The organism is Segniliparus rotundus DSM 44985 (assembly GCF_000092825.1).
Lineage (GTDB): Bacteria > Actinomycetota > Actinomycetes > Mycobacteriales > Mycobacteriaceae > Segniliparus > Segniliparus rotundus.
Map to the genome: position 1 here is coordinate 2,319,575 of NC_014168.1, position 11,568 is coordinate 2,331,142.

The window sequence follows — 11,568 nt, forward strand, 5'->3', positions numbered from 1 at the left end:
GCTCACCTCTGGAACAGGCGGATCGGGTTCACCACGTCCGCGGCCAAAACAAGCACCATGTACACGCCGACGATCGCGAGCACCGCGTACGTCGCCGGGGCGAGCTTGAGGTAATCGACCGGCCCGCCCGCGGCTCTGCCCCGCAGCCGACGCAGCGTGTCGCGGGCCTTCTCATAGCCGATCACCGCGATGTGCCCGCCGTCGAACGGCACGAGCGGCAACAGGTTCACCATGCCGAGCACGAAGTTCAAGCTGGCCAACAACAGCACGAAGGTCGGCCACCCGCCTTGGTCGGCGTGCTCGGCGAGCTCCCCGCCGATGCGGCTCGCGCCGACCACGCTCATCGGCGTCTGCGGATCGCGCTCCCCGCCGCCGAGCGAACGCACCAGCGCCCCGGCCTTGGAGGGGATCTGCAAGACGCCGTCCCACGTTTTTCCGAGCACGACGCCAGTGAACTCGAACGTCGCCGGGACGGCGGTCACAGGGTTGTAGCGCGTGATGATCGAGTCGGCGGGCGCGACGCTCACGCCCACCTTGCCCGTCTCCCGCACGAGCGGCTTGTGGGTGGCCGGGTCGTACTTGTACGCGCCCGTGGCGGGATCGACGTCGAACCACTGGACCCGTTGGGGGGTCACCTCGAACGAAAGCTTCTGCCCGCCGCGGAGCACATCGAAGCGCACCGGGCCGGGCGAGGCCGCGATGGCCTTCGTCGCCGCGCCCGAAGTCGAGACAGGCACGCCGTTCACAGCGGTGATGACATCGCCCGCTCGCATGCCCGCGCGCTGCGCCGGGCCTTCGCCGGCGCACGGGGCGAACTGCTCCTCGGCGAGCTGCGCGGGGGGGACGCACCCCAGCCTGGGCACGACGACGCCCGCGACGTGGGACATGCCCGGCAGTCCCCACCCGAGCGCCACCACATACAGCAGGGCGGCGCCCAGGATGAAGTTCATCGCAGGACCGGCGGCGAGGACGAAGACCCGTTTCCACGGCTTCTGCTTCCACATCGCGCGGTCTTCCTCGTCCGGGGCGAGCTCGTCCATCGTCGTCATACCGGCGATGTCGCAGAAACCTCCTGCCGGAATGGCCTTGAGGCCGTATTCCGTGTCGCCGCGCTTGACCGACCAGATCTTGGGGCCGAAGCCGACGAAGTAACGGCGCACCTTCATCCCCGCGGCCAGCGCGGCCCACATGTGCCCGCACTCGTGCCACGCCACGGACAGCAGAATGCCCAGCGCGAAGAGCGCCACTCCAAAGATGAACAACGCGGGCACGACTCCTTGCTTCTGTGGAAACCTTATTGTGTGGAAATATTTTTGGCGAGAACGTCTTGAGCGGCGGCCCGAGCCCATGTGTCCGCTTCGAGCGCCTCTTCCAGGGTACTCGGCCGCGCGGCCCATTGCGATCCTCGCGCAAGGGCCTCCTCGATGACCTCCGCGATCTGCGGGAACCGGATCTTTCCCGCGAGGAACGCGGCTGCCGCCTCCTCGTTCGCCGCGTTGTAGACGGCGGGCAGCGATCCGCCGCCCTTGCCTGCCTCCCTCGCGAGCCGCACGGCGGGGAACACCAGGCCGTCCAACGGCTCGAACGTCCAGGTGTGGGCTTTCGTGAAATCCACAGGCCGGATCACTTCCGCAAGCCGCTCGGGCCAGGCGAGCGCCAAAGCGATGGGCAGCCGCATGTCCGGCGGGCTCGCCTGGGCGATTGTGGAGCCGTCGATGAACGTCACCATGGAATGCACGACGGACTGCGGGTGGACAGTCACCTCGATCTGGTCGCACCGCACGCCGAAGAGATAGTGGGCCTCCAGGAGCTCCAAGCCCTTGTTCACCAAGGTCGCGGAGTTGAGCGTGTTCATCGGCCCCATAGACCAGGTGGGATGCTTGCCCGCCTGTTCGGGTGTGACCGCGTCCAGCCGGTCACGGGTGTAGCCCCGGAACGGGCCGCCCGACGCGGTGAGCACGAGGCTCGCCACTTCCTGCCCAGCCCCGGAGCGCAAACACTGGGCGAGGGCGCAATGCTCGGAGTCCACCGGGGCCAACTGCCCGGGCTTCGCCAGCTCCGTCACCACCGGGCCGCCCGCGATCAGCGACTCTTTGTTCGCGAGCGCCACCACAGCCCCTGTCTTGAGGGCTTCGACCGTCGGGACGAGGCCCACTGCGCCGACCATGGCGTTGAGCACCACATCGGCTCCGGATTCTCGGATCAGGTCCAGCACGGCGTCTTGTCCTCGGGCTCCGGCCGCCGTCCGCGAGACCCCGAACGCGGCGGCCTGTTGCGCGAGCAGCTCCGCCCGCGCTCCCCCGGCGGCGAGGCCGACCACTTCGAACCTGTCCCGGTTGCGGGAGATCACATCGAGCGCCTGGACGCCGATCGAGCCGGTCGAGCCCAAAATAAGCACACGGGTGGTCATCGGGCTAGCTTAGGACGCCGCCGCGCGGCCAGGCGCGCGTCCAGCCGGGACGCCGCGGCGTGGACAGGGCAGCACACTGGCGGCGCCACGAGCCGGTTCCTCCCGTCCGGGGGCCGCGCTCCGCGTCCGCCCCGGCATCGCGCGAGCGGCTAGAACTTGTCCGGATGCAATATCGCGGCCAACCGTTGCGCGACCTCGGGGACTTTGGGACCTGCCTCGAAAAGGCCGTCGTCCAAGCCGTTCAGTCGTGTGACCTTCTTGGCGAGCGACGGATCGGCCGGGACTTGCGAGCCGTCCACCAACACGACCAGATCTGGTTGTGCGTCTTTGATCGCCGCCCAGTCCGAGGCGAGCCATTGCCCTGAGCCGGTGGCGACGTTCGCGCCGCCGGCGAAGGTCACCAGGGTCTGCGCCAAGGACCCCGGCCCGGCGAGCTTGGGCTGCCCGCCCCGCGCGTCCACGATGGCCACATTCGGCCTGCGAAGGCCCCGCATTCGTTCGGTCAAGCGGTTGAACTCGCCGCGCCAGTCGTCCACCAGCTTCGCGGCGGCTTCCGGCACGCCGAAGATGTCGCCGACAATGGTCGCTTCGAGGTAGACCGTGTCGAGGTTCTGCAGATGGCCGGGGCAGTACAGGACGCTGACATGGGTCGGGTGGTCGTAGCGTTGGAGTCCGTCGCGCAGCGCGACCCCGCCCGCAACAGGATCTTGGTCCGGCACTTGGCCGGTCATCCCCGACATGGTCCCGGAGTAGACGAAATCCGAGTTCGTGGCGCGGATGCGGGCGAAGTCGGGGCCAAGGCCGCTGGCGACCACCCTGTTCGACACCCCGAGCGCGCCGAGCAGGTCCGTCGCGCCAGGGGTGAGCGTCGCGGCCCGGATCGGGGCGAGGTCGTATTTCACCGTCACACCGCAGTTGTCCCGGTCGAAGTACGGGAACAACACCCCCGAATCGTTGGTGTTGTCCGGCATCGGGAGCGAACACCCGGCCAACGCGAGCACAATCGCCGAAACGCCCGCTCCGAGAGCTCGCCCCCCTCGCGAGAGGACTTTTGAACGCGGTTTCATAACACCCAGTACACTAGCCGTATGTCGCAGACTGAAGCGCCCGCCCTCCCCGCACACGACGACGAGCACGAGCCGCAGCCCGCGCAGGCGCGCTGGTACGACACGCCGAAAGTGGACCTCGCGGTCGAGCCCTCCGGCCGATGGGGCTGGCACGGCGAATACCCGACCACGTACCGCTGGGTCGCGCTCGCCGCGATTTTCTCGTTGCTGATCATGAACGTGGGCAACCATCAAGGCCATGTTGAGGACGTCTGGCTCGACGTGGTGGCCGCGATCATTGCGATTTGGCTGGTCATCGATGTTGTGTCGAAGCGCGGTCGCTGGAAGCGGTAACCTGCCCCCCTGCGTGGGGCCCGTCGAATGTGGAGCCGGGAGCCAGCCGCGCCCCGCGCGCCCAGTCGACGGCGCGCATCGCGCCTTTCCCTTCCGGACGCACTTCGCCGAGCGCGAGCACTTCCGCGCCCGCGCCGACATGCACCTCCGACTTTGCCGCCCGCAGCTCCCCGGGGCGCAGACCGCACACTTGCTCCTTCGGACGGGCAAGCGGGCCGAGTTTGAGCCGTTTGCCCTGGAAGACGGTCCACGCCCCTGGCGCGGGCGTCATCGCCCGAATCCGCCGTTCCACCACATGCGCTGGGAGCTCCCAGCGGACTTGCGCGTCTGCGGCGGAGATCTTCGGGGCGTACGAGGCTCCGTCCTGGGGCTGCGGCTCAGGCACAAGGGCGCCCGATTGGAGGCCCGAGAGCGTCGTCGCCAGCAGGTGGGCGCCGGTGAGCGCGAGCCGTTCGAGCAGCGAGCCGCCGGTGTCGTCGGCTCGGATCGTCTCGGTGGCGCGGCCGAACACCGGACCCGTGTCGAGCCCTTCCTCAAGCAGAAACGTGGTCACACCTGTGACCTCGTCGCCTGCGGCGATGGCCGCTTGGGCGGGCGCCGCCCCCCGCCATGCGGGCAACAGCGAGAAATGCAGATTCACCCAGCCGTGCCTCGGAACGGCGAGCAAAGCGGGCGGGATCAGCGCGCCATAGCCGACGACGGGCGCGCAATCCGGGGCGAGCTCGGCGAGCGCCGCGTGCAATTGCGGGTCTTTCGCGCTCGTCGGCGTGAGCGTCGGAACGCCGCGCTCGTGCGCGAGCGCGCCGACCGGGGACGGTTTTCGGGTCAAGCCCCGCCCAGAACGGGCCGGGGGCCGCGTGATGACGGCGAGCACTTCATGCTCGCCGTCGTCCAAGATTTTGGCGAGCGACACCGCCGCGACCTCGGGGCTCCCAGCGAACACTATGCGCACGTCGTCTCCTTCTCCTGGCGTATCGCCACAACTGGACCAGCCGGACCAGGATAGTTCTCCTGGTCCGGCTGGCGTTGCGGCGGCGTGTCACCGCGCTGGGCCGCTCGGGTCCGGGCCGCTCGGGCCGTCCTCGTGCCGCCCCGGCGAGGGCTCGTCCTCGTCTTCGGCGAGGACGGCGTACAGCTTGCGGCGGGCCGCGACGATCACCGCGGCAGCTTTCTCCAGCTGCTCGGGGTCGCCAATGGACACCAGTTGCCGGGCGGCCATCATCAGCTGGCGGACCTGCGCCCAGAAATCGACCAACGGATCGTCCTCGGCCGGCTCGGCGCCCGCCCACACCTCGCCGAGCTCGGCGGCGAACTCGGCGACATGGGAGCGACCGGCCTCGGTCAGTTTGGCAGTCTTGCGGCCGTCCTCTTCCTCGATGAGGACAAGCCCTTCGTCGCGGAGCTTGGCGAGCGACGGATAGATCGAACCGGGGCTTGGGCGCCACTGGCCGCCGGAGCGCTCACTGATCCGTCGCATGAGCTCGTAGCCATGCAGTGGCTCCTCAGCCAGGAGAGTGAGGATGGCGGCCCGGAGGTCGAAATTGCGCCCTTCAGGGCCGTGTCCGCGCCGCCGGTGGCCACGGCCCCTGCCGCGGCCTCGGCCATGCGGGGCTCCTCCCCAGCCAGGGCCGTCGAGAGGCCCGAAACCGCCTGGGCCGAAGCCTGGGCCGAAATCTCCGGGGCCGCCCCGTCCGCAGCGCGAGCCGTCTTGGCCCAGGGCTTCTTTGCCCGGACGGCCCAGGCCCGCGGGCCCGAAACCGAAGTTCGGCCGAGCGAAGTCGAAACGGGACGCGAAAGCCTCACGGGCCCCGCGGATCGCTTCCGCTGGAATCTGGTCGAACAAATCGACGTGCAATGGTCGAAACATATGCTCCTCCTCAAGTCTCTGTTTAGCAACACTCGATAGTATGTTGATATATCGAATATACATCGAAAATCTCTCCGGTCAACCAACATTCACGATATATCAATATGAACTGCATCACAAAAAGCGAGGAGGGGTCAGCCGATGTGGGCGGGATCGACTCGCACCCGGACCCCTTCGCCCTCGCCTTTGGCGGAAACGACAGCGCGAGCGGCCCGCAGCGCCGCAGAAAGGGCGGCGCCGTGCTGGCGCGGCGCCCTGAGCAGCATTCGGACCTGACGGCAGCCCTCGTCTTCGTCCAACTCGACCGGCCCCAAGACGTCCGCCGTTTCCGGCAGCGCCACAGCGGCGAGGAACCGCTCCACCGCCGCGGCCTCGCCTTCGACCGAGGCCATGCGCACCGCCGGGGTGAAGCCGAGCTCCTCACGGTCCGCGAGCTCTTGCGCCGCCAACCACCACGGGTCCCAGCGGATCAACGCCTCCACAGCGCGCGAAGCGGCGTCCGCGGTGATGACCACCCTGCCGCCCTGCGCCGCAGGCCGCACGAACGCCGCTGCGTGGAACCAGGCCTGCGCGGCTTGCTCGACCGCACGAAGATGCGGGCGCTCCAGGAGCTGCCACGCGTCGAGGAGCAGCGCGGCCCCATACCCCCCGTTCTCGACCCTCGGCTCGGCTCCGGGGGTGGCCACGACGAGCATCGCCGACGACGGGACCCGCTCGATGATCCGCTCGCCCGCGCTGTGGCTGACACGCGTCCCAGGAAACGCCCGGCCGAATTCTTCGGCGGTGCGCTCAGCTCCTCTCACCCCGGCCCGAACCTTCTGCGCGCCGCATGCGGCGCACGCGAAATTCGCCTCGGCCTCGCCGCACCACCCGCACCGCAGGCCACCGGACTGGCCCAGGACGAGCGGACCGCGGCAATGCCGGCACCTGGCAGCCACACGGCAACGGGCGCAGGAGAGCGCCGCCAAATAGCCCTTGCGAGGCGTTTGCACCAAAACCGGGGAACCCGCGTCGAGCGCCGCCCGCGCCGCGGCGAAGGCCGAGCCCGGCAGGCGCGCGGAACGGGCCAGCGGATCGCGGGCCAGCTCGGCTTCGCGCTCCCCCGCCGCAGCGATCCGAGGCGCGGCCGCGCGAAGCTCCGCCCGAGAGGCTCGCACGCCGTGCGCCCAGCCAGAATCCACGAGAAGCTTGCTTTGCGGGGTCACGACATGACCAGCGACAAGCAGCGCGCAACCACTCTCCCGCGCCCGCAGGATCGCCACCTCCCGCGCATGGTAATAGGGCGCGCGCTGCTCGTGATGGTTCTCGTCGCCGTCGTCCCAAATCGCCACAAGCCCCAACTGCGGGACTGGCGCGAACATGGCGGCCCTCGTGCCCACCACGCACCACACCCGGCCGCGCAACGCTGCGAGCCACTGGCTGTACCGGGCTGACGGGCCGGCGTCCGCCGTCACCACCGCGACGGCCTGGGGGCCGAGCGCATCGCGGCATGCGTCGGCCAAGAGCCGGACGTCCCTCGCGTCCGGCGCCACGAGCACGCTGGCGCGACCGCTCGCGGCGGCGACGGCCGCGAGTTCCGCGAACCGGCGCGGCCACGACTCCCCCGGCAACGCCGACCACACACCGCGCGGGGCGCGGCCCTCGGCCAAAGCAGTGGCGAACGCGGCCCCGTGCTCGTAACGGGACCATCCGTCGGGATGGCCGAGCTCGGGACGAGGCTGGGATGGACCGGGACGAGGCTGGGCGGGCGCGGTTTCAGCCCGCGCATGCCGTGGGGGGATCGCCAAACGCACGACCTCGCCCCTCGTGCCCGCGTACCGGGCGGCCACGGCTTCGACAAGCGCGCGAAGCTCTTCAGGAAGCACTCGTTCCGGGGAAACGACGCGATGCAGGGGCGCCAGGCGGCCTTGATGTTCGCTGCGCTCGGCGCGCTCCAACAGAAAACCGTCCACCAGCCTTCCGGCGAAACGCACCCTGACCCGCACGCCCGGCTGCGCCGCCGCGTCCTGCTCCGCGGTGACGAGGTAGTCGAACTCACGGTCCAGATGCGCCGGTCCGACGAGCGGCAGCACTCTCGCGACAGGCAAGGACACAGCAAGAGCGCCGGGCGGACCCGCCCGCGTGCTCCGCGAGCGGGGAATCGTCTTCACACGAGGACGTTCACGAGCGGGCTCAGCCCTGCTCAACCGCAGCTTTCAACGCGTCCGCCCGGTCGGTTTGCTCCCACGGCAGCTCCACATCGGTGCGGCCGAAGTGGCCGTACGCTGCAGTCTGGGCGTAGATCGGGCGCAGCAGGCCCAAATCGCGGATGATCGCGGCGGGACGCAGGTCGAAGACCTCGCTGAGGGCGGCGCGGATCTTCACAGGGTCGACGTGCTCGGTGCCGAACGTCTCCACGAAGAGGCCGACCGGCGCGGCCTTGCCGATGGCATAGGCGACCTGTGTCTCCACTTTGTCCGCAAGGCCCGCCGCGACAACATTCTTGGCGACCCAGCGCATCGCGTACGCTGCGGAGCGGTCCACCTTGGACGGGTCCTTTCCGGAGAACGCGCCGCCGCCGTGGCGGGCGTAACCGCCGTAGGTGTCGACGATGATCTTCCGGCCGGTCAGACCGGCGTCGCCCATGGGCCCGCCGAGGACGAACTTGCCGGTCGGGTTCACCAGCAGCCGGTAGTCCGACACGTCGAGGCCGTTCGCCGCAGCAGTCTGGAGCACCGGCTCCACCACGGACTTGCGGATGTCGGGGGCCAGGAGATTGTCGAGGTCGATGTCGGCGGCGTGCTGCGTGGACACCACGACGGTGTCCACGCGCACCGCCCTGTCGCCGTCGTACTCGATGGTGACTTGGGTTTTGCCGTCCGGGCGCAAGTACGGCAGCACGCCGGTCTTGCGCACCTCGGTGAGGCGGCGGGAGAGCCGGTGCGCCAAGGAGATCGGCAGCGGCATGAGCTCGGGGGTGTCGCGGGTCGCGAAGCCGAACATGAGGCCTTGGTCTCCCGCGCCCTGCTTGTCGATGTCGTCGAGCCGCCCGTCCACTCTCGACTCGTACGCGGTGTCCACGCCCTGGGCGATGTCCGGGGACTGCGCGCCAATGGCGATGTTCACGCCGCAAGAGTTGCCGTCGAAACCCTTGGACGAGGAGTCGTAGCCGATGTCGAGGATCCGCTCGCGCACGATGTGCGGGATGTCCGCGTACGCCTTGGTGGTGACTTCGCCAGCGACATGCACCTGGCCGGTGGTCACCAAGGTCTCCACCGCGACGCGGGAGGCGGGGTCTTGCGCCAGCAACGCGTCCAGAATGGAATCGCTGATCGCGTCACAAATCTTGTCGGGATGACCCTCGGTGACAGACTCGCTGGTGAACAGTCGCCATCCTGCTTGACTCATGGAACGCTCCTCAAATTGTTGCTGACTCCGAAGAGATCAGTCTACCTGGTGTTGCGCGCGGAGCGCCGACGCTGCGTCCAGAACTCGGCTCGCGATCGCCGCCTTCGACCCCTTGGCCAACGACCGCTCGGACCCGTCCGCGGCGAGTATCCAGCCCGCGTTCTCGTCCACCTCGAACGCGTTCCCTTCGGTCACCGCGTTGACCACCAACAAATCACAGCCCTTGCTGGCGAGTTTGCGCCGCGCGTGGAAAAGCACATCGCCGCGCTCGTCGCCAGTCTCTGCCGCGAAGCCCACGATGGCGACGTCCGCGGGCAGCTCGCCGCGGTTGCGCGCCGCGACCAGGGAGGCGAGGATGTCGTCGTTGCGCTCCAAAACGATCGGCTCCGGCTCGGCGCCAGTTTTTTTAATCTTCGTGGACGAGACGGCCTTGGCGCGGAAGTCTGCGACGGCGGCCGCCATCACGACAAGGTCCGCCTGGCCCGCCAGTTTCAGGACGGCGTCGCCCATCTGCTGCGCGGTGGCCGCGCGGACCACGTTCACTGCCGCGGGGTCCGCCAGCCCCGCTGTCGTTCCGGCGACCAAGGTGACCTTCGCGCCGCGTTGGGCCGCGAGGCGGGCCACCGCGTAGCCCTGCTTGCCGGAGCTGCGGTTGCCGAGGAATCGCACGGGGTCGAGCGGCTCGCGAGTGCCTCCGGCGGTCACGAGCACACGGACGCCTTCCAAGTCTCTGGGCAGCGCGTCGGGACGCTCAAGGAGCAGCTGGCCGAGCGCGGCGACCTCTTCCGGGTCCGGGAGGCGGCCGGGGCCGCTGTCCGCGCCGGTGAGCCTGCCCGACGCGGGCTCGACCACAGTAGCGCCCCGCTCGCGCAACGTCGCGACGTTCGCCCGCGTCGCGGGATGCTCCCACATCTCCGTGTGCATCGCGGGAGCGAAGAGGAGAGGGCACCGGGCGGTGAGCAACGTCGCGGTGAGCAAGTCGTCGGCCTGGCCGTTCGCCGCTCTCGCGAGCAGGTCGGCGGTCGCGGGGGCGACCACGACGAGATCGGCCTCTTGGCCGATGCGGACATGGGGGACCTCAGGGACGTTCTCGAACACTTCCGCGCTGCACGCATGGCCGGAAAGAGCTTCGAAGGTCGCCGCCCCGACGAATTTGAGCGCGGATTTCGTCGGCAGGACACGGACGTGGTGGCCGTCCTCCACATAGCGGCGGATGATCGAGCACGCCTTGTAGGCGGCGATGCCGCCACCGACGCCGATGACAATACTCCGACTTGTCGTCATACCCACCGAGCATACGGGTCCGGCGCGAAGCCCCGGCCTAGACCTGGGCTTCGTTGTGCTCCAAAAGCCCTTCGTGGATCTCACGCAGGGCGATGGCGAGCGGCTTCTCCTGAAGGCCGGGCTCGACCAGCGGGCCGACATAGTCGAAAAGGCCCTCCCCGAGCTGGGTGTAGTAGTCGTTGATCTGGCGGGCGCGCTTGGCGCCGTAAATCACCAGGGCGTACTTGGAGGAGACGTGCTCGAGCAACTCGTCGATCGGCGGGTTGGTGATGCCCTGCGGCGGGTCGAAAACGAGCGCTTCGCTCATCCGTGTCGCTCCTTGTCGGTCGGTTGTCCTTCGAGTCTGTGGACCAACGATACCAGATCCGCGGCCGTCCGCTCCACGTCGTGATTGACCACGACCTCGTCGAATTCCCCCTGTGCCGCGAGCTCCACCTGCGCGGTCTGCAAGCGGCGGGCGAGCACGTCCTCCGTCTCGGTGCCTCGGCCGCGCAGACGGGACACCAGCTCGTCCCAGTTCGGCGGGGCGAGAAAAACGAGGTAGGCCTCGGGGACGCGAGCCCTCAGGGCCCGCGCTCCGCCGAGATCCACCTCTGTGAGCACGGAAAAACCGTGGTCGATCGCCTCCCGAACCGGAGCCTCGGGGGTGCCGGAGCGATGCAGGCCTTTATGGATGCTCATCCACTCCAAAAATTCGTCGTTGGCGACCATCTGGTCGAAGCGCTCTGGCGTGATGAAGTAGTAGTCCACTCCGTCTTGCTCGCCAGGACGCTGCTCGCGCGTGGTGGCCGAGACGCTCACCCGAAGCTCAGGCATCATCTGACGCACCCGGGCCACGATCGTGGACTTGCCAACGCCGCTCGGCCCGGTCAGCACAATCAGCCGCCCTTGCTGGGCGGGCATTAGCTGCCGAACTTGGCCAAGAGGGCCTTGCGCTGACGCTCGCCGAGCCCGCGCAGGCGACGGGTCGGAGCGATCTCCAACTCGGTCATCGCTTCCTGCGCCTTGACCTTGCCCACCTTGGGCAGAGACTCCAGCAGGGCGGAGACCTTCATTTTGCCGAGGACGTCGTCCTTCTCAGCGTCCGCAAGGACCTTGGAAAGCTTCACCTTGCCCTGCTTCAGCTTCTCTTTGAGTTCCGCGCGGGCCTTGCGGGCCGCAGCAGCCTTGTCCAGAGCCGCCTTGCGTTGCGCGTCCGTCAACTGGGGAAGAGCCACTTT

12 protein-coding genes are annotated in these 11,568 nt (G+C 68.8%); 1 reads left to right on the forward strand and 11 read right to left on the reverse strand.

All coding sequences use genetic code 11. From position 1 onward, the window contains the following. Positions 1–2: 2 nt before the first annotated feature. The 3 genes from SROT_RS11440 to SROT_RS11450 form a co-directional block, all read right to left on the reverse strand. The gene (locus tag SROT_RS11440; RefSeq protein ID WP_013139186.1) at positions 3–1,271 is read right to left on the reverse strand and encodes a M50 family metallopeptidase; all 1,269 of its coding nucleotides are present in this window, start codon (positions 1,269–1,271) and stop codon (positions 3–5) included. Between the two features lie 23 nt (positions 1,272–1,294). Further along, positions 1,295–2,410, reverse strand: coding sequence for a 1-deoxy-D-xylulose-5-phosphate reductoisomerase (dxr, locus tag SROT_RS11445; protein WP_013139187.1), 1,116 nt, complete (start codon positions 2,408–2,410; stop codon positions 1,295–1,297). Between the two features lie 149 nt (positions 2,411–2,559). Further along, positions 2,560–3,477, reverse strand: a complete 918-nt coding sequence (locus tag SROT_RS11450) for an ABC transporter substrate-binding protein (protein WP_013139188.1) — start codon at positions 3,475–3,477, stop codon at positions 2,560–2,562. A gap of 21 nt (positions 3,478–3,498) precedes the next feature. Between SROT_RS11450 and SROT_RS11455 the strand changes: the two genes are divergently transcribed. After that, positions 3,499–3,810 carry a DUF2631 domain-containing protein gene (locus tag SROT_RS11455; protein ID WP_013139189.1) on the forward strand — a complete coding sequence of 104 codons (312 nt, stop codon included), beginning with the start codon at positions 3,499–3,501 and terminating at the stop codon, positions 3,808–3,810. Here the strand turns inward: SROT_RS11455 and fmt are convergent. The 8 genes from fmt to mihF form a co-directional block, all read right to left on the reverse strand. Continuing rightward, complete coding sequence (gene fmt, locus SROT_RS11460) at positions 3,770–4,762, reverse strand: methionyl-tRNA formyltransferase (RefSeq protein WP_013139190.1); 993 nt, start codon at positions 4,760–4,762, stop codon at positions 3,770–3,772. The genes SROT_RS11455 and fmt overlap by 41 nt on opposite strands. A gap of 87 nt (positions 4,763–4,849) precedes the next feature. Beyond that, positions 4,850–5,677 (reverse strand): PadR family transcriptional regulator, encoded by an 828-nt coding sequence (locus SROT_RS11465; protein ID WP_013139191.1) that lies wholly within the window; start codon positions 5,675–5,677, stop codon positions 4,850–4,852. 134 nt (positions 5,678–5,811) lie between these two features. Then, positions 5,812–7,770 (reverse strand): primosomal protein N', encoded by a 1,959-nt coding sequence (locus SROT_RS11470; protein WP_013139192.1) that lies wholly within the window; start codon positions 7,768–7,770, stop codon positions 5,812–5,814. A 79-nt stretch (positions 7,771–7,849) separates the two neighbouring features. Continuing rightward, complete coding sequence (gene metK, locus SROT_RS11475) at positions 7,850–9,064, reverse strand: methionine adenosyltransferase (RefSeq protein ID WP_013139193.1); 1,215 nt, start codon at positions 9,062–9,064, stop codon at positions 7,850–7,852. Positions 9,065–9,100: 36 nt separating this feature from the next. Next, complete coding sequence (gene coaBC, locus SROT_RS11480; protein WP_013139194.1) at positions 9,101–10,348, reverse strand: bifunctional phosphopantothenoylcysteine decarboxylase/phosphopantothenate--cysteine ligase CoaBC; 1,248 nt, start codon at positions 10,346–10,348, stop codon at positions 9,101–9,103. A 37-nt stretch (positions 10,349–10,385) separates the two neighbouring features. Then, entirely contained in the window at positions 10,386–10,655 is a 270-nt protein-coding gene (rpoZ, locus tag SROT_RS11485; RefSeq protein WP_013139195.1) for a DNA-directed RNA polymerase subunit omega, read from the reverse strand. Further along, positions 10,652–11,251: a guanylate kinase gene (gmk, locus tag SROT_RS11490; protein ID WP_013139196.1), complete on the reverse strand. Its 600-nt coding sequence runs from the start codon at positions 11,249–11,251 to the stop codon at positions 10,652–10,654. The genes rpoZ and gmk overlap by 4 nt, the downstream gene beginning before the upstream one ends. Then, complete coding sequence (gene mihF, locus SROT_RS11495) at positions 11,251–11,565, reverse strand: integration host factor, actinobacterial type (RefSeq protein ID WP_013139197.1); 315 nt, start codon at positions 11,563–11,565, stop codon at positions 11,251–11,253. The genes gmk and mihF overlap by 1 nt, the downstream gene beginning before the upstream one ends. Positions 11,566–11,568 lie beyond the last annotated feature (3 nt).

Bases quoted from the DNA above. Each gene is read 5' to 3' on its own strand.
- dxr (WP_013139187.1), bottom strand. From the start codon at position 2,410: ATGACCACCCGTGTGCTTATTTTGGGCTCGACCGGCTCGATCGGCGTC.
- SROT_RS11465 (WP_013139191.1), bottom strand. From the start codon at position 5,677: ATGTTTCGACCATTGCACGTCGATTTGTTCGACCAGATTCCAGCGGAA.
- metK (WP_013139193.1), bottom strand. From the start codon at position 9,064: ATGAGTCAAGCAGGATGGCGACTGTTCACCAGCGAGTCTGTCACCGAG.
- SROT_RS11450 (WP_013139188.1), bottom strand. From the start codon at position 3,477: ATGAAACCGCGTTCAAAAGTCCTCTCGCGAGGGGGGCGAGCTCTCGGA.
- rpoZ (WP_013139195.1), bottom strand. From the start codon at position 10,655: ATGAGCGAAGCGCTCGTTTTCGACCCGCCGCAGGGCATCACCAACCCG.
- coaBC (WP_013139194.1), bottom strand. From the start codon at position 10,348: ATGACGACAAGTCGGAGTATTGTCATCGGCGTCGGTGGCGGCATCGCC.
- gmk (WP_013139196.1), bottom strand. From the start codon at position 11,251: ATGCCCGCCCAGCAAGGGCGGCTGATTGTGCTGACCGGGCCGAGCGGC.
- SROT_RS11455 (WP_013139189.1), top strand. From the start codon at position 3,499: ATGTCGCAGACTGAAGCGCCCGCCCTCCCCGCACACGACGACGAGCAC.